This window comes from uncultured Azohydromonas sp. (genome assembly GCF_937926365.1).
Classification (GTDB): domain Bacteria; phylum Pseudomonadota; class Gammaproteobacteria; order Burkholderiales; family Burkholderiaceae_C; genus Azohydromonas.
Genome location: NZ_CALAOH010000052.1, coordinates 1 through 17,402, shown reverse-complemented (window position 1 = coordinate 17,402; position 17,402 = coordinate 1). Strand labels below are relative to the sequence as shown.

The window sequence follows — 17,402 nt, the reverse complement described above, 5'->3', positions numbered from 1 at the left end:
GCCTTTCATCTGACTATGGATGCCCTGTTCTTGTCGCTTTCCAAATGCTCCCCGTGTGCTTTGTCGTGGTTTCTGAAAACCACGGCCGAACCCCGAGAGACTTTATGCGGGCATGTGGAGACTGCCTTTCCAATCATGAGGAAAAACCCCGCGAAACCTCCCTGGCACCGCGAAGGTTTCATTGGCTCATGGGAGGCGGCGATGCGGCTGTGAAGCACTTCACGGATGTCCGAAACCGGGTGGTTCCTGTCCGTTTTCAGGCCGCCGATGAGCGCCGGGTCGCTGGCGAATTCGCGGGTTTCCATGCCGCTGCCCACCAGCACCACGTCGGCCTCGTTGGCCTCGGCCAGGGTGGCCTGGGCCTGCACCGCCACGCGGTTCACGCCTGCGGCACGTTCCTCTCCAGCTCCGCCAGCCATGCGGCAGACGAGGCGTCGGAAGGCGCCCGCCAATCGCCCCGCGGCGACAGCGAGCCGCCCGAGCCGACCTTGGGCGAATTCGGCACGCAGGTGCGCTTGAACTGGTTGGGGAAGAAGCGCCGCAGGAAGGTCTGCAGGTGCTTGCAGATCTCGGCCAGCGTGTATTTGGCGTCGTCGCCCGTGGCCCACGCGTGGTGCGCCAGGAAGGCGATCTTCGACGGGTCGTAGCCGTAGCGCAGCAGGTGGAAGAGGTTGAAATCCTGCAGCTCGTAGGGGCCTACGGCGCTTTCGGTGGATTGCGCGGGCTGCTGCCCCTCGGCGCCGCCGGGCACCAGCTCCGGGCTGATCTCGGTGTTCAGGATGTCCAGCAGCACCTGGCTGCCGGCCTCGCCCACCTGGCCCGTTTCGGCCACCCAGCGCACCAGGTACTGCATGAGGGTCTTGGGCACGCTGGCGTTCACGCCGTAGTGCGACATGTGGTCGCCCACGCCGTAAGTGCACCAGCCCAGCGCCAGCTCGCTCAGGTCGCCGGTGCCGATCACGATGCCGCCGTGCAGGTTCGCCAGCCGGAACAGGTGGCTGGTGCGCTCGCCGGCCTGCACGTTCTCGAAGGTCACGTCGTACACCGGCTCGCCGTTGCCCGCCGGGTGGCCCAGGTCCTTGAGCATCTGCAGGCAGCTCGGCCGGATGTCGATCTGCTGCGAGGAGCAGCCGATGGCCGCCATCAGCCGCAGCGCCTGGTCCAGCGTGCGGCTGCTGGTGGCGAAGCCCGGCATCGTGTAGCCCAGGATGTTCGAGCGCGGCAGCCCCATCAGGTCCACCGCCCGGGCGCACACCAGCAGCGCGTGCGTGGAGTCCAGCCCGCCGGAGACGCCGATCACCAGCTTGGTGATGCCCGCGGCGCGCAGCCGCTGCACCAGCGCCTGCACCTGGATGTTGAACACCTCGCGGCAGCGCTCGTCGCGCTGCGCCGGGTTGGCCGGCACGTAGGGCATGCGCGGCACGTAGCGCCGCAGCGGCAGCCGCTCCTCCGTCGGCAGCTCGGCGCGGTAGCTCACGATGCGCCAGCCGGCCAGCGCGTCGCGGTGCCGGCCCGCGGTCTGGCCGAAGGTGGTCATGCGCATGCGCTCGTGCAGCAGCCGCTCCAGGTCCAGGTCCGCATAGATGAGCTGGTGGTCCTGCGCGAAGCGCTCGGTCTCGGCCAGCAGGGTGCCGTTCTCGTACACCAGGCCGTGGCCGTCCCAGGCCATGTCGTTACTGGACTCGCCCGGGCCCGCGGCGCTGTAGAGGTAGGCCGCCAGGCAGCGCGCCGAGTGCAGGCCCACCAGCTCGTGCCGGTAGCTGGCCTTGCCGATGGTGATGTTGGAGGCCGAGAGGTTCAGCAGCACCGTGGCGCCGGCCAGCGCGGCGTAGGTGGAGGGCGGGATGGGCACCCAGCCGTCCTCGCAGATCTCCACGTGCAGCTTCAGCAGCGGCTGGTCCTCGGCCTGGAAGATCAGCTCCGAGCCGAAGGGCACCGTCTGCCCGGCCAGCGTCACCTCGTCGGAGACGGCGTTGAAGCCGGCGTTGAACTGCCGCGCCTCGTAGAACTCGCCGTAGTTGGGCAGGTACGTCTTGGGCACCACGCCCAGCAGGCGCCCGCGCTGGAACACGACGGCGCAGTTGAAGAGCCGGTCGTCCACGCGCAGCGGCAGGCCCACCACGCCCAGGATCGGCAGGTCCTCGGAGTCGCGCAGCAGCTGCGCCAGCGCGGCCTCGCAGTCGTCCAGCAGCACGCGCTGGTGGAACAGGTCGTCGCAGGTGTAGCCCGCCAGCCCCAGCTCCGTGAACAGCGCCACCACCGCGCGCTGCTCGTGCGCGGCGCGCAGCAGCGACAGCGTCTCCCGCGCGTTGTGGCGCGGGTCGGCGAGCTTCAGCTTAGGCACGCAGACGGCCACGCGCGCGAAGCCGTGGGTGTAGAGGCTGTGGAAGCGGTCCTGGCTCATGGGGACGGGTCCTGTTCGATGTGTTCTGTGGGTGGCGATTGTCGGCGCCGGCGCGGCCTGCCCCGGGGCCCGTCGCAGGGCTGCTGCGCCGCGCACGCCACAGGCGCCGCGACAGGGCGACGTGGGGCGGCCCGGCCGCATGCCGGCCGGCAGCGGCAAGAGCGGTACCGCTGCGCGCAGCGAACGGCATGCCCATGTGCCGGGAGCATCCCTGCGGCGCTGCGGTTGCCGTGCTGCTTGATGTCGCTCAAGCCCGCCGCCCGGCACACCCCTATAAGCTGACTCCGCCAGCCCCGGCCCCGCAGAGGAGAGCGGACGGTCGCCGCCGTCCGCCGGGCGCCGCGGGACAAAACCAAGGAGGCGCAGCCATGCAATACGCCCTCGGTCCGGCCGCCGGCCGGCGCAGCCGGCCTGACGGCACCCCGCGAGGCACCACGCCTGCGGTCCGTGGAGGGCAGCCATGAGGCTCACCTTCCTCGGCGCCGCCGGCACCGTCACCGGCTCCAAGTACCTTGTCGAGCACCGCGGCAGGAAGCTGCTGGTCGATTGCGGCCTGTTCCAGGGCTGGAAAGCGCTGCGCGAGCTCAACTGGGAGCCGCTGCCCTTCCGGGCGCGCGACATCGACGCGGTGCTGCTCACCCACGCCCACCTGGACCACTCCGGCGCGCTGCCGCTGCTGGTGCGCCAGGGGTTCACCGGGCCGGTGCTGGCGACGCCCGCCACCGCCGACGTGTGCCGGCTGCTGCTGCCCGACTGCGCCCACATCCAGGAGGAGGATGCGGCCTTCGCCAACCGCCACCACACCTCCAAGCACCACCCCGCCCAGCCGCTCTACACCATGGACGACGCGCAACGCGCGCTCAACCACTTCGAGACGTTGCCGCCGCACACGCGCACCGAGGTGCTCCCCGGCCTCACGGCCGAGCTGCGCCGCGCCGGGCACATCCTGGGCGCGTCCTCGCTGGCGCTGGAGGCCGATGGCCGCACCCTGCTGTTCTCGGGCGACCTGGGACGGCCGGACGACCCGCTCATGCGCGCCCCCGAAGGCGCGCCGCGCGCGGACTGGATCGTCATCGAGTCCACCTACGGCGACCGGCTGCACTCGCCGGAGGACCCGATGGCCGCGCTGGCCGAGGTCGTCACCCGCACCGCGGCGCGCGGCGGCACGGTGCTGGTGCCGGCCTTCGCCGTGGGCCGGGCGCAGCTGCTGCTGCTCATGATCCACCGCCTGCGGCAGCAGGGCGCCATCCCGGCGCTGCCCGTGTTCCTGGACAGCCCCATGGCCATCGACATGACGGCGCTCTACCAGCACTACCCGCAGGAGCACCGGCTCTCGCCGCAGGAGTGCGCGGGCATGTGCACGGTGGCGCGCATGGCGCGCACGCCGCAGGAGTCGCGCGCGCTGTCCTCGGTGCGCTATCCCTCGGTGGTGGTCTCGGCCAGCGGCATGGCCACCGGCGGGCGCGTGCTGCACCACCTCGCGGCGCGGCTGCCCGACCACCGCAACACCGTGGTGCTGGTGGGCTACCAGGCCGGCGGCACGCGCGGCGCGCGGCTGCAGGCCGGCGAGCGCAGCCTGCGCATGTTCGGCCAGGACGTGCCGGTCAAGGCCGAGGTGGTGTCGCTGGGCGGGCTCTCGGCGCATGCCGACGCGGCGCAGCTGCTGCAGTGGCTGCGCACCACCTCGCGGCCGCGGCGCGTGTTCATCACCCACGGCGAGCCCGCCGCGTCCGACGCGCTGCGCCAGCGCATCGAGCACGATCTGGGCTGGCCCGCGACGGTGCCGCTGATGGGGCGCACGGTGGAGCTGGGCGAGTGAGCTGCACCCTCGAAGGCGCCGCCGCCCCGGCGGACCTGCGCGACAAGTCGCTGCTGCTGGCCGGTGCGCTGCTGGAGTTCTGCGGCCGGGCGCCGCAGGGCGAGGGCGCGGCCGCTGCCGCTCAGCTGCTGGCGCGCGGCGCGGCGTGGTTGAAGTTCCAGGCCATCTGCGAGGCGCAGGGCGGGCTGCGGGCGCCGCCGCGCGCGCTGCTGCGCGAGCCGGCGCTGGCGCGCTTCGAGGGCGTGGTCACGGCCATCGACAGCCGCCGCCTGGCGCGCCTGGCCGCGCTGGCCGGCGCGCCCAACGTGGCCGAGGCCGGGCTGGAGCTGCACGTGAAGCTGGGCCAGCGCGTGGCGCCGGGGCAGCCGCTGCTGACCCTGCACGCGCAGGCGCGCGGCGAGCTGGAGTACGCCCGGCAGTACCTGGAGGCTTATCCGGTGTTCGGCGTGGCGGACGAGGCCTGACGCGGCCGGCCCTGGGCCAGCATCAAGACATCGCCCAGCTCGACAAGTGGCTGCAGGCGCACCAGTAAACCCGGCTCACTGCCCCAGGTCGTCCAGGATCGGGCACTCCGGCCGCTGGTCACCGTGGCAGCAGCTCACGAGCTGCTGCAGCGTCTGCTTCATGGCCGCCATCTCCGCGATGCGCCGCTCCAGGTCCGCCACGTGCGCCTGCGCGATGCGCTTGACCTCGGCGCTGCTGCGCCGGCGGTTCTGCCACAGCCGCAGCAGCTCGGCGATCTCGGCCATGCTGAAGCCCAGGTCGCGCGCGCGGCGGATGAAGCGCAGCGTGTTGACCTCGGTCTCTCCGTACTGGCGGTAGCCGGCCTCGGTGCGCCGCACGTGCGGCAGCAGGCCCAGCGATTCGTAGTGCCTCACCATCTTGGCCGACACGCCCGAGCGCGCGGCGGCCTCGCCGATGTTCAGGAATGCCGTGGCGGTGCCGGTGTTCGTGCTCATGCTGTCCTCTTGTCGCGGCGGTGCCGGCGGCGGCCGGCCCGATGCGCCGCCATTGTGCGCAGCCGCGCATACAGGCGCCGTCGCCACGCGGCGCAGCTGCGACAACCGGCGATGCGCTCTGACGCAGCGGGCGGGAACACCACGTGCAAGCGTCGCGGCGGCATGACGCCGGTGCCGGCTGATGCCGGTCAAGCCGCCACGCCCGCCGTTGCCGGGCGCGGCTTGCAAAATCAGGCCGCGTCCCTGCACCGCCCGGAGGCCCGGCCATGCCCACCCCTGTCCTGGACAAGAAGCAAACCTTTTCCATCTGGTACCTGCTCGGCGCCCTGTTCCTCATCAGCCTGCTGCAGGACGTCATCGGCGCGCGCCACACGCTCACGCTCTCCTACAGCGAGTTCAAGCAGGCCGTCGTGGCCGGCGGCGTGCAGGACCTGGTGCTGGCCGAGGGCATGGCCGAGGGCACGCTCAAGCCCGACGCGCTGGAGAAGGTGCTGCCGCCGGACAAGCTCGAACGCCTGCGGACCGACGGCGGCGAACAGCGCTTCGTCACCGTGCTGGTCGATGACCCGACGCTGGTGCCGCAGCTCGACGCGGCTAAGGTGCGCTACGGCAGCGTGCGCCGCAGCACCTTGCTGCCGCTGCTGCTGTCGTGGGTGGCGCCGGCGCTGGTGTTCTTCGGCATCTGGTGGTTGCTGATGAAACGCATGGGCGGCCCCGGCGGCGCGGGCGGGCTGATGTCCATCGGCAAGAGCAAGGCCAAGGTTTACCTGCAGCAGGAAACCGGCGTCACCTTCAAGGACGTCGCGGGCATCGACGAGGCGCGCGACGAGTTGATGGAGGTGGTGGAGTTCCTCAGGACGCCCGAGCGCTACCGGCGCCTGGGCGGCAAGATCCCCAAGGGCGTGCTGATCGTGGGCGCGCCGGGCACCGGCAAGACGCTGCTGGCCAAGGCGGTGGCGGGCGAGGCCGGCGTGCCCTTCCTCTCGCTCAGCGGCTCGGAGTTCGTGGAGATGTTCGTGGGCGTGGGCGCCGCGCGCGTGCGCGATCTCTTCGAGCAGGCCGCGGCCAAGGCGCCGTGCATCGTGTTCATCGACGAGCTCGATGCCCTGGGCCGGGCGCGCAGCCCCGGGCTGATGGGCGGCGGGCACCAGGAGCACGAGCAGACGCTCAACCAGCTGCTGGTGGAGATGGACGGCTTCGACACCAGCAACCGCGGCGTCATCATCATGGGCGCCACCAATCGCCCCGAGATCCTGGACCCGGCGCTGTTGCGCCCGGGGCGCTTCGACCGGCACGTGTCCATCGACAAGCCCGACATGAAGGGCCGGCGCCAGATCCTGGACGTGCACGTGAAGAACGTGAAGCTCGCGCCCGCGGTGGACCTGGACTCCATGGCCGCGCGCACCCCCGGCTTCGCCGGCGCGGACCTGGCCAACCTGGTCAACGAGGCCACGCTGCACGCCGCGCGCCGGGGCAAGGACGCGGTGGACATGCAGGACTTCGAGCAGGCGCTGGACCGCATCGTGGCCGGCCTGGAGAAGCGCAACCGCGTCATGAACCCCGAGGAGCGCCGCTTCGTGGCCTACCACGAGGCCGGCCATGCGCTGGTGGCCGAGTACCGCGCCAGCGCCGACCGGGTGGCGAAGGTGTCGATCATCCCGCGCGGCATCGGCGCGCTGGGCTACACCCAGCAGTCGCCCACCGAGGACCGCTACCTGCTGCGCCGCAGCGAGCTGCTGGACCGGCTGGACGTGCTGCTGGGCGGGCGGGTGGCGGAGGAACTGGTCTTCAACGACATCTCCACCGGCGCCGCCAACGACCTGCAGCGCGCCACCGACATGGCGCGGCACATGGTGACGCAGTACGGCATGAGCGAGGCGCTGGGGCTGGCGACCTGGGAGGCCTCGCCGCGCGCCGCCTTCCTGGGCGTGCCGGGCGCGCCGGAACAGCGCGAGTGCAGCGAGCGCACGGCCGAGGCCATCGACGCGGAGGTGCAGCGGCTGCTGGAGGAGGCGCGCGTCCGCGTCCGCGCCACGTTGACCGAGCACCGATCCCGGCTCGAAGCCCTGGCGCAGCTGCTGCTGGAAAAGGAAACCGTGGACCGCGGGATGCTGGAGTTCGTGCTGGCCGGGGTGAAGGTGGAGCAGGGGAAGGCGGCGGGGGTGGAGGCTTGATCTCCGCTTGTCCTGCTCACTGAAATAACTTCGTCACACCCGCGAAGGCGGGTGTCCACGAACGCCGGGCGGCATCCCGGCTGGCGTGGATGCCCGCCTTCGCGGGCATGATGGAGTTGGGTGCGCGGCGTGTCGGCTTTCGGCTGCTGCAAGAACCTTGCAGGCGAGCCGCGCAAGCCGGGCCCCGGGCCCGGCGCCAGCGCTGCGCTGGCTCACCCGTTGGCCGGCAGCGCCACCAGCCGCGCCGCGTCCTGCGCGGCGACGCGGCCTTCGTCGGTGGGCACCACCCACACCTGCACCGCGCTGTCGTCGGCGTGGATGGCCATGGCTTCCTCGCCCGTGGCGCGGGTGTTGGCCTGCGCGTCCAGCTTCACGCCCAGGTAAGCCAGCTTGTCGGCCACGCCGGCGCGCAGCCGCGCGTCGTGCTCGCCGATGCCGCCGCTGAAGGCCAGCACGTCCAGCCCGCCCAGGCAGGCCGTGAGCGCACCGGCCTCGCGCACCACGTGGTAGGCGAACATGTCGATGGCCAGCCGCGCGTCCGCGCTGTCGCTGTCGTGCAGCCGGCGCATGTCGGCCGTCAGCCCCGAGACGCCCAGCAGGCCGCTTTCCTTGTAGAGCAGCTTCTGGATGCGGTCGTGCGTCCAGCCCTGCTCCATCAGGTACAGCAGCACGCCCGGGTCGAGCGTGCCGCAGCGCGTGCCCATCATCAGGCCCTCCACCGCGGAGAAGCCCATGGTGGTGGCGATGCTGCGGCCCTCGCGCGCGGCGCACAGGCTCGCGCCGTTGCCCAGGTGCGCCATCAACAGCCGGCCCTGGGCCGGCGCGCCGTGGCGCAGCAGCTCGCCCAGGATGAACTGGTACGACAGGCCGTGGAAGCCGTAGCGGCGCACGCCCTGCTCGCGCAGCGCCTTGGGCAGCGCGAAGCTGTACTCGACCTCGGGCAGCTGGGCGTGGAAGGCGGTGTCGAAGCAGGCCACCTGCGGCAGCCCGGGCAGCACGCGCATGAAGTTGCGGATGCCCGCCAGGTTGTGCGGCTGGTGCAGCGGCGCCAGCGGGCACAGCGGCTCCAGCGCCTTGAGTACCTTCTCATCGACCAGCACGCTCTCGCGGTAGTGCGCGCCGCCGTGCACCACGCGGTGCGCCACGGCCTCGATGCGCAGCGTGGAGCCGGCGCTGGTCTCGGTCTCCAGCAGCTCGCTCAAGCTGACCAGCGCCTGCGCGAACGGGTCGGCGCCGGCGGAGAGCTCGCGCTGCTGGCGCCGCGTGCCCACGCTCCAGCTCAGCCGCAGCTGCCCCTGGGGCTCCAGCCCCTCGAAGCTGCCGCTCATCAGGGCCGGCTGCACCTCGCCGTCGTGCAGCGGATAGACGGCGAACTTCAGCGTCGAGGAGCCGGCGTTGACGGAAAGGACGCTCATCGCTTCAGCCCTCCTTGTGCCAGTTCTTGCGCGCGTGGTCGCGCCGCGCGTTGTGCGCCACCAGCTTGGCCAGCAGCGCCGAGGCCACGCGCGCGTCCGGGCCGTCGGCGCGGCTGGTCAGCGCGATGGGCACGCGCGCGCCCAGCACCACGCCGGAGCCGCTGGCGCCGGCCAGGTACTCCAGCTGCTTGGCGAGCATGTTGCCGGCCTCCAGGTCGGGCACGGCCAGGATGTCCACGTCGCCGGCCACGGGCGATTCGATGTGCTTGATCGACGCGGCCTGCGCCGAGATCGCGTTGTCGAAGGCCAGCGGGCCGTCGAGCACGCCGCCGTTGATCTGGCCGCGGTCGGCCATCTTGCACAGCGCCGCGGCGTCCAGCGTGGAGGGCATGGCCGGGTTGACCGTCTCCACCGCCGCCAGGATGGCGACCTTGGGCTTCTCGACGCCCATGGTGCGCGCGAAGTCGATGGCGTTCTGGATGATGTCCTTCTTCTCCAGCAGCGTGGGCTGGATGTTGAGCGCCGCATCGGTGATGAGCAGGGGCTTGCGGTACAGCGGCACGTCGAAGCGGAACACGTGCGACATGCGCCGGCCCGTGCGCAGCGCCTTCTGCCCCAGCACGGCGTGGATGAGCTCGTCGGTGTGCAGGCTGCCCTTCATCAGCATCTCCACCTCGCCCTTGGCCGCCAGCTCGGCGGCCTTCTCGGCCGCGGCCTCGGAGTAGGGCGTGTCGATGATGCGCACGTCGCCCAGCTCGATGCCGGCCTCCTGCGCCACGTGGCGGATGCGCAGCTCCGGGCCGATGAGCACCGGGTCGATCAGGTCGAGCTTGGCCGCGTCCATGGCGCCGGAGAGCGAGTCGGCGTCGCAGGGGTGCACCACCGCGCACTTGGCCGCGGGCATGTCCGCGCCCAGCGCCAGCAGCGCGCGCAGCCGCGCCTGGGCGTCGAAGAGGTGGATCTTGGGCGCCTTGTCGCGCGGCAGCTTGACCTTGGCGGTGGGCGGGAGCACGCGCGCCTTGCCGTAGAGCACGCACGCGCCCTTCTGGTTCACGACCTCGCAGTCGAGTTCGATGCGCTTCTTGGCGTCGTCCTTGGTCGCGACCTTCACCGTGACGGTGAGCGTGTCGGCGATGCGCACGGGCTTGGTGAAGTGCAGGTCCTGTTCCAGGTAGATGGTGCCCGGGCCGGGGAAGACCGTGCCCAGCAGCGCGGAGATCAGCGAGCCGCCCCACATGCCGTGGGCGATGACGCCGTGGAACAGGGTGTCGGCGGCGTACTCGGCGTTGAGGTGCGCGGGGTTGGTGTCGCCGGAGACGGCGGCGAAGGCCTGGATGTCCTCGCCGGTGATGGTGCGCGTCAGGCTGGCGGTCTGGCCAACGCTGATCTCGTCGTAGGTGACGTTCTCGATGTACTCGGTGTCGTGCAGGGCGTTCATGGGTTCATGTCCTGTTGATCGTTGTTCTGTATCCCGTTCGGGCCGAGCCTGTCGAAGCCCTGCCGCACGGCGGGGCTGCAGGCCCTTCGACGGGCTCAGGGCGAACGGGGAAACAAGTTGCTCAAGCTACCGCGTGGCAGCCGGCGTCCACGTAGATGGTCTGGCCCGTCATGCCGGAGGCCGCGTCGCTGCACAGGAAGCTCGTGAGCTGCGCGATCTCGTCCAGCGTCACGGCGCGGCCCAGCGGCGACTTGGCCACGGCGCTGGCCATGAGCTCGTCGAAGCCGGCGATGCCCGAGGCGGCGCGGGTGTGGATCGGGCCCGGCGAGACCGCGTGCACGCGAATGCCCTGCGGGCCCAGCTCCACCGCCATGTAGCGCACCAGCGACTCCAGCGCCGCCTTGACCGGGCCCATCAGCCCGTAGTGCGGCACGGCCTCGTCGGCGCCCAGGTAGCTCATGGTCACGATGGCGCCGCCCCGCGTCATGTGCGGCGCGCACAGCTTGGCCAGCTCGGCCAGCGAGTGGCAGGAAACTTCCATCGCGCGCGCGAAGCCGGTGGAGGAGCTGTCGATGACGCGGCCGTGCAGATCCTCCAGCGGCGCCCAGGCGATGGAGTGGACGATGAAGTCCAGCCGGCCCAGCTTCTCGATGGCGAAGTCCACCAGCGCCTGCAGCTCGCCGGGGTTCTCGACGTTGCAGGGTTTGAGCGGGATGCCCGCGGGCTCGGTCAGCGGCGACACGAAGCGCATGGCCTTTTCGTTGAGGCAGGAAACCACCACCTCGGCGCCCTGCAGCTTGGCCAGCTCGGCACAGCCCCAGGCGATGCTGTGCTCGTTGGCGACGCCCACGACGAGGCCCTTCTTGCCCGCGAGCCCCAGGCGCGACAGGCGCTGGGTCACGTCGTTGGTGAGGGAGGCGGTGTTGATGGCTTGGTCCATGGTGTCCTCGTAATAGTTGGGTTGAGGGTTCCCGGAAGGAAACGGTGTGGTCGAACACGGAATGCCGGCCGCGCGGCGCGCGGCCGGCATTCCCGGGTCGGTGAAGGTGAGCCCTGGGCTACAGCGCCATGCCCGCCGGGGTGCCGCTGAAACCTTCGCGTTGAAGCTGGGCATCGGCGGCGGACAGCAGGTCGCGCACGGCGGGCGCGCCCACCGCGGCGACCAGGCGGCTGCACAGCTGGTAGCGCAGCACCAGCAGCGCGCGCAGCTCGTCCCACAGGTGGGCCGTGCGCCGCTCGGGGCCGCGATAGTTGCGTGCGCCGCCTTCGCTGCGCCGCTCCACCGCCACCGGCGGCGCGGGCGCGCGCTGCAGGATCCGTTCCACGTCGGCGTCGGTCTGCAGCGGCGCGCGCAGCGCGAGGGCGAGCTGCTGGATGCGCCCCTGCAGCGTGCGCAGCTCGGCCTCCAGCCGGTGCACGAGGTCGGTGTCGGGGCGCTCGCCCAGCAGCGCGGTGTGGGCCTCAGTCCGCATAGCGCTGGTGCACGTACTGGCCCGGGGCATCCTCCAATGCCATGTCGGCGGGAATGGGCTCGGCGGCCACACGCGGCCCGGAATGCTCGGCCAGCCAGGCGCTCCACGCCTCCCACCACGATCCCTCGTGCATGGGCGCCGTGGCGGCGTAGTCCTCGGGCGTGACGTAGCCCTGGCCGCGCGCGCGCTGGGCCATCTGGTAGCTGCGCCGCGCATGCCCGGGCTCGGAGACGACGCCCGCGTTGTGCCCGCCGCTGGCCAGCACGAAGGTGGTGTCGGTGTCGGTGAGCAGGTGAATCCTGTAGACCGACTTCCACGGCGCCACGTGGTCGCGCGCCGTGCCCACCACGAACAGCGGGGCGTGGATGTCCGACAGCGCCACCGCCACGTCGCCCACGCGGTAGCGGCCCGTGGCCAGCGCGTTGTTCAGGTACAGCGACTGCAGGTACTCCGAGTGCATGCGCTCGGGCAGCCGCGTGGCGTCAGAGTTCCAGCTCATGAGGTCGTTGGGACGCTCCTGCTCGCCCAGCAGGTAGCGGCGCACGTTGCGCGTCCAGATCAGGTCGCGCGAGCCGATGAACTGGAAGGTGCCGGCCATCTGGCGCCCGCTGAGGAAGCCCGTGCGCGCCATCTCCTCGCGCAGCGTGCGCAGCTGGTCGTCGTCGATGAACACGCCCAGCTCGCCAGGCTCGCTGAAGTCGGTGAGCGTGGTCAACAGCGTGATGCTGGCCAGCGCGGGCAGGTCGGCGATGTCGCCATGGCGGCGCAGCGGGTGCGCCTCGGCCGGCGCGGCGGCCGCTTGGCCGGCCAGCGCCGCCGCCACGATCGCCAGGAAGGTGCCGCCCAGGCAGTAGCCCGCGGCATGCACGCGGCGCGCGCCGCTGGTGTGCGCCACCGCGGCCATGGCGTCCATCACGCCGCTGCGCAAGTAGTCGCGCATGCCCAGGTCGCGGTCGGCGGTGTCGGGGTTGCGCCAGGAAATGATGTAGACCGTGTGCCCCTGGCCCACCAAGTAGCGCACCATGGAGTTCCCGGGCGAGAGGTCCAGGATGTAGTACTTCATGATGCACGAGGGCACGATCAGCACCGGCTCCGGATGCACCGTGGCGGTGGTGGGCTCGTAGCGGATGAGCTCGATGAGGTGGTTGCGATAGACCACCTTGCCCGGCGTCACGGCCACGTCCACGCCCACGGCGTAGGGCAGCGGCTGCAGCGGGGCGTCGGCCTGCGCGCCCTTGGCGGCCTGCCGCGCCAGGTCCTGGGCCAGCAGCTGCGCGCCCTGCGCCAGGTTGCTGCCGCCGGTCTCGCGCACGGCCTGCAGCACCAGCGGGTTGGTCTGGGCGAAGTTGGAGGGAGAGACCGCATCCAGCCACTGGCGGGTGAAGAAGTTCACCAGGTGCGCGTGGTGGTTCGCCACGCCCTCGACCTTCACCGCCTGCTCCCACCATGCACAGGCGGCCTGGTAGCCGGACTTGAGCTGCTGGAAGGGCCACTGCTGCCAGGCCGGGTCGCGGAAGCGGTCGTCGCGTTCGGGTGCCTGGGCGGTGCCGGGTTGTGACGGCAACAAATCGGCCGTCAGCCGCACCGCCTGCTGCGCCAGCATGGACTGCCGGCCCGGCGAGACCGCCAGGTGCATCGCCCAGTCGGCCCAGGCCAGCGCCAGGCTGATGGGCGACAGGCCCAGCGCTGCCCGCGACAGCAGCGCATGCGCCGTCTCGTCGAGCTGCTGCGCGGCCAGTTGAGCCTTGCCGGGGCTCGCGCCGGCCGGCTGCGCCGCGGGCGCGGCCTTCGCCGGGAGGGGCATCGTGGCCAGTGCCTGGATCGTGGGCAGGATCGCGGCGGTATTGCTGCCAGGGGATTGCTGTTGTTCGGGCATCGTTCGTCGCTGTCTGGACATCGATCAATATCGAAAGGGTCGGTGGCGGGACTATGAATGCATTGCGGGAGAGCAAAAAGTCAAAATGCCCGCTAAATGCCGCCAATTTCATGTTGCGGTGCAATGCTTGGCATATGCGCCGCCGGGAATATTCGGTTGATGCCGCAGCCGAGCTCGCGAGGCGCGCGGCCGGTCCGGGGTGCGGCGGTCCGCATGCTGAGGCGTGGCACGGCCGGCACGCTTGACGTGCATCAACAGTGTTCGGGCCGTTTGGAAGCGCGGCGCATGCAGTGAAAAACTGCGCGCTAATTGGCCTTGCATGCCGATTTGGCCGGGCCGGGGCGCTTCGGCAACCCGCGTTCAATGGCCGTGGACATTTGAATGGCGGCACCGTGACGGGAAATAGCGCATGCCCGTGGCCCCGGCATGTGGCTTGCAACCACGCCCGCATGCCCCCCACGCTGAACCCGCCGCAGCCGCCCGCCTTGGCCCCCTCCGCGCCCGACGGGGCACCGTCGCGGCAGGCGGTGCTGGCGCTGTTCGGCGCGGTGATGCTGCCCATGTTCCTCGCCGCGGTGGACCAAACGCTGCTGGCCACGGCCACGCCGCGCATCGCCGCGGACTTCCAGGATCTGGGCGACTCGGCCTGGATCGCCATCGGTTACCTCATCGCCGCCACCGTGATGGCGCCGGTGTACGGCCGGCTGGGCGACCGCTTCGGGCGCCGCGACATGCTGCTGGCCGCGCTGGCGGTGTTCGCGCTGGGCTCGCTGGCCTGCGGCCTGGCGCGGGGCATGGGCCAGCTGGTGGCGGCGCGGTTGTTGCAGGGGTTGGGCGGTGGCGGACTGATGGTGCTGTCGCAGTCACTCATCGGTGAGCTGGTGCCGCCGCGCCTGCGTCCGCGCTACCAGGCCTACTTCGCGATCGTCTTCACCGCCTCCAGCGTGGGCGGGCCGGTGATCGGCGGGCTGGTGGTGCACCACGCCGACTGGCGCTGGCTGTTCCTGGCCAACGTGCCGCTGTGCGCGCTGGCGGCCTGGCGCGTGTGGCGCTTGCCGTCCAGCCCGCACCTGGCGCTGCGCGGCGCGCCCACCGACCCCTGGGGCGTGCTGCTGTTCGTGCTCACCGCCGTGGCGGCGCTGTTGTGGTTCAGCCTGGCGGGGCACCGCTTCCACTGGCTGTCGGCCACCAGCGTGGCGCTGGTGCTGGGCGGCCTCGTCGCGGGCGCGCTGCTGTTGCGCCAGCAGCGGCACCATCCGGCGCCGTTCCTGCCGCTGGACCTGCTGCGGCTGCCGGGCGTGGGCTGGCTCTGCGGCACGGTGCTGGTGTTCGCCGCGAGCATGTTCGCGCTGGTGTTCCTGCTGCCAATCCAGCTCCAGTTGGGGCATGGCGCCAGCGCCGCCGATGCCGGGCTGCAGATGCTGCCGCTGACCATGGGGCTGGTGGTTGGTTCCACGCTCAACGGCCGCATCACCGCGCGCACCGCGCTGCCCACGCGCACGCCGCCTTACGGGCTGGCGCTGGCCGCCGTGGCGCTGGGCGTGCTGGCGCTGGCACCGCCATCGCCGCACCTGCTGGCCGCGGCCTCGGGGGTGGTGGGGCTGGGTTTCGGCACCGTGATGGCCAGCGCGCAGCTGGCCACGCAGGTGCTGGCCGGCCCCGCGCGCCTGGGCGCCGCCGCGGGGCTGGTGGCGCTCACGCGTTCGCTGGGCGCCTCGCTGGGCACCGCCATCTTCGGTGGCCTGGCCTTCGTGCTCCTGCGCGTGGCGCCGGGCGGCGAGGGCGCGGCGCCGGCGGCGCTGTCAGTGGACCTGCCGCCGCAGGCGCTCACGCGCGCCTTTCACGTCGTCTATGGCGTGCTGGCGGTGTGCGTGGCTTTCGGCGCCTGGATGGCGACACGGGTGCCGGCGGTGCACTTGGAAGGGAAGGCGCGGGCAGCGATGAGGGAGTGAGGCCGATGGTGGCGGGAGGGGGCCTGCAGGCCGGCTTCCGCCGCAGTGCTCGGGCGTGAGCTCACAACCTCGCCAGCATCTCCCGCGTCACCAGCGTGATGCCCTGGTCGGTGCGCTCGAAGCGGCGCGCGTCTTCCGCCGGGTCCTCGCCGATGACCATGCCGTCCGGAATCACGCAGCCGCGGTCGATCACCACGCGCTTCAGGCGCACGTCGCGACCGAGTTGCACATAGGGCAGCATCACGCTGTGCTCGGCCTGGGCGCCGGCGTCGATGCGCACGCTGGAGAACAGCACCGAGCGCGTCACGCGCCCGGCCACGATGCAGCCGCCGGACACCAGGGAGTCCGTGGCGCTGCCACAGTCCGGGCGGCCCTCGGATATGAACTTGGCCGGCGGCAGCTGGGGCTGGAAGGTCAGGATCGGCCAGCGCTGGTCGTACAGGTCCAGCAGCGGGCGCGCCGCCGTGAGGTCGATGTTGGCGTCCCAGTACGCGTCGATGGTGCCCACGTCGCGCCAGTAGGGCTCGCCGCCGCCGCCCACCACGCCGCTGCGGCTGAAGGGATGCGCCATCGCCACGCCCTGGCGCACCGCGCGCGGGATCACGTCATGGCCGAAGTCGTGCCCGGAGGCCTCGTCCTGCACGTCGCGCTCCAGCTCCTTGAAAAGGTACTCGCGGTTGAAGATGTAGATGCCCATGCTCGCCAGCGCGGTGTTGGGCTGCCCGGGCATGGGCGGCGGGTCGGCGGGTTTCTCGACGAAGTCCGTGATGCGCCAGTCGTTGTCCACCGCCATCACGCCGAAGCCGCTGGCATCGGCGCGTGGCACCTCGATGCAGCCCACCGTGCACTCCGCGCCGCTGGCCACGTGGTCGGCCAGCATCACGGCGTAGTTCATCCGGTAGACGTGGTCGCCGGCGAGGACGACCACGTAGTCGGGCCGGTAGCTGTCGATGATGTCCTGGTTCTGGTAGACCGCGTCGGCCGTGCCGCGGTACCAGTTTTCCTCGTCGATGCGCTGCTGCGCCGGCAGCAGGTCCACGAACTCGTTCATCTCCGCCTTCAGGAAGGCCCAGCCGCGCTGCAGGTGGCGCAGCAGGCTGTGGCTCTTGTACTGGGTGATGACGCCGATGCGGCGGATACCGGAGTTCAGGCAGTTGGAGAGCGCGAAATCGACGATGCGGAACTTGCCGCCAAAGTACACGGCCGGTTTGGCACGCCGGTCGGTGAGTTGCTTGAGCCGCGTCCCCCGGCCGCCTGCCAACACCAGCGCCACCGCCCGCTTGGGCAATTCAAGCGTGCGCGCAAGATCGTTTACCGGCATGTGCTCTCCTGTTTGTAGTCAGCAAGTGCGGCAAACGTTGTGCCCTGCAGCATGCTCGAAGGCCCCGGGAGATGCCCGGAACCCGTGGCTGGGCTCGGCCAAGGAAAAAGGGCGCCTGCGGCGCCCTGACTCCAATCCAGGAAAGTGACTTGAAAACGCCGTCATACCCGCGAGGGTGGGTGTCCACGGGGGGCCCTGGGCGGCGTCGCGGTCCGCGTGGAGGCCCGCCTTCGCGGGCATGGCCGCACTCTTGGTCGCGATGGCAACTCAGCGCGGCAGCATGAAGGTGGACTTCTCCACCACGCTGTGCACGGCCTCGCCGCCGTGCGCCTGGCGCTCGATGGTGAAGTGGATCTCGTGCGCGCCGGGTGGCGTGGCGGCCGCCGTCTCCGGCGGTACGCGCAGCGCGATGGTGGCCCAGTGCGCCTCGGCCGGGCCGAGTTTGAGCACCACCGGCTCGGCCAGCGCCAGCCCCGGCAGTCCCTCGGCCGTGACGGTGTAGGTCTGCGCCGATTCCGCGGCGTTCATCACCTGCATGCGGTAGACGTTCTCCACGGCGCCGCCGTCCACCT

General features: G+C 71.3%; 14 protein-coding genes. 4 read left to right on the top strand and 10 right to left on the bottom strand.

The window, feature by feature from the left end:
- Nucleotides 1-5: 5 nt before the first annotated feature.
- Together Q0741_RS05195 and Q0741_RS05190 are read right to left on the bottom strand one after the other, a co-directional pair.
- Complete coding sequence (locus Q0741_RS05195) at nucleotides 6-383, bottom strand: hypothetical protein (RefSeq protein WP_298232129.1); 378 nt, start codon at nucleotides 381-383, stop codon at nucleotides 6-8.
- Nucleotides 380-2,404 (bottom strand): NAD(+) synthase, encoded by a 2,025-nt coding sequence (locus Q0741_RS05190; protein WP_298232128.1) that lies wholly within the window; start codon nucleotides 2,402-2,404, stop codon nucleotides 380-382. The genes Q0741_RS05195 and Q0741_RS05190 overlap by 4 nt, the downstream gene beginning before the upstream one ends.
- Before the next feature lie 460 nt (nucleotides 2,405-2,864).
- Here Q0741_RS05190 and Q0741_RS05185 point away from each other — a divergent pair, with 460 nt between their 5' ends.
- A complete protein-coding gene (locus Q0741_RS05185; protein ID WP_298232127.1) occupies nucleotides 2,865-4,223 on the top strand; it encodes an MBL fold metallo-hydrolase in 1,359 nt (452 codons plus the stop codon).
- Nucleotides 4,220-4,687: a hypothetical protein gene (locus Q0741_RS05180; RefSeq protein WP_367184067.1), complete on the top strand. Its 468-nt coding sequence runs from the start codon at nucleotides 4,220-4,222 to the stop codon at nucleotides 4,685-4,687. Before Q0741_RS05185 ends, Q0741_RS05180 begins: the two co-directional genes overlap by 4 nt.
- A gap of 75 nt (nucleotides 4,688-4,762) precedes the next feature.
- Here Q0741_RS05180 and cueR read toward each other — a convergent pair whose 3' ends face one another.
- On the bottom strand, nucleotides 4,763-5,182 hold the full coding sequence (gene cueR / locus Q0741_RS05175; RefSeq protein ID WP_298232126.1) for a Cu(I)-responsive transcriptional regulator: 420 nt from the start codon (nucleotides 5,180-5,182) through the stop codon (nucleotides 4,763-4,765).
- 266 nt (nucleotides 5,183-5,448) lie between these two features.
- Between cueR and ftsH the strand changes: the two genes are divergently transcribed.
- Nucleotides 5,449-7,356 (top strand): ATP-dependent zinc metalloprotease FtsH, encoded by a 1,908-nt coding sequence (ftsH, locus tag Q0741_RS05170; RefSeq protein WP_298232125.1) that lies wholly within the window; start codon nucleotides 5,449-5,451, stop codon nucleotides 7,354-7,356.
- Between the two features lie 212 nt (nucleotides 7,357-7,568).
- Here ftsH and Q0741_RS05165 read toward each other — a convergent pair whose 3' ends face one another.
- From Q0741_RS05165 to Q0741_RS05145, 5 genes are all read right to left on the bottom strand, one after another.
- On the bottom strand, nucleotides 7,569-8,771 hold the full coding sequence (locus tag Q0741_RS05165) for an acetate/propionate family kinase (RefSeq protein ID WP_298232124.1): 1,203 nt from the start codon (nucleotides 8,769-8,771) through the stop codon (nucleotides 7,569-7,571).
- Between the two features lie 4 nt (nucleotides 8,772-8,775).
- Complete coding sequence (locus tag Q0741_RS05160) at nucleotides 8,776-10,209, bottom strand: bifunctional enoyl-CoA hydratase/phosphate acetyltransferase (protein ID WP_298232123.1); 1,434 nt, start codon at nucleotides 10,207-10,209, stop codon at nucleotides 8,776-8,778.
- A gap of 121 nt (nucleotides 10,210-10,330) precedes the next feature.
- Nucleotides 10,331-11,149, bottom strand: a complete 819-nt coding sequence (gene fabI / locus Q0741_RS05155) for an enoyl-ACP reductase FabI (RefSeq protein WP_298232122.1) — start codon at nucleotides 11,147-11,149, stop codon at nucleotides 10,331-10,333.
- Between the two features lie 118 nt (nucleotides 11,150-11,267).
- A complete protein-coding gene (locus tag Q0741_RS05150; RefSeq protein WP_298232121.1) occupies nucleotides 11,268-11,681 on the bottom strand; it encodes a hypothetical protein in 414 nt (137 codons plus the stop codon).
- Nucleotides 11,671-13,557, bottom strand: a complete 1,887-nt coding sequence (locus tag Q0741_RS05145) for an alpha/beta hydrolase (RefSeq protein WP_298232120.1) — start codon at nucleotides 13,555-13,557, stop codon at nucleotides 11,671-11,673. The genes Q0741_RS05150 and Q0741_RS05145 overlap by 11 nt, the downstream gene beginning before the upstream one ends.
- A 449-nt stretch (nucleotides 13,558-14,006) precedes the next feature.
- Between Q0741_RS05145 and Q0741_RS05140 the strand changes: the two genes are divergently transcribed.
- A complete protein-coding gene (locus Q0741_RS05140) occupies nucleotides 14,007-15,509 on the top strand; it encodes an MFS transporter (protein WP_298232119.1) in 1,503 nt (500 codons plus the stop codon).
- A 61-nt stretch (nucleotides 15,510-15,570) separates the two neighbouring features.
- Here Q0741_RS05140 and glgC read toward each other — a convergent pair whose 3' ends face one another.
- Together glgC and Q0741_RS05130 are read right to left on the bottom strand one after the other, a co-directional pair.
- Nucleotides 15,571-16,830, bottom strand: a complete 1,260-nt coding sequence (gene glgC, locus Q0741_RS05135; RefSeq protein WP_298232118.1) for a glucose-1-phosphate adenylyltransferase — start codon at nucleotides 16,828-16,830, stop codon at nucleotides 15,571-15,573.
- Between the two features lie 267 nt (nucleotides 16,831-17,097).
- On the bottom strand, nucleotides 17,098-17,402 hold a 305-nt coding region (locus Q0741_RS05130; protein WP_298232117.1), incomplete at its 5' end, for a FixG Ig-like domain-containing protein.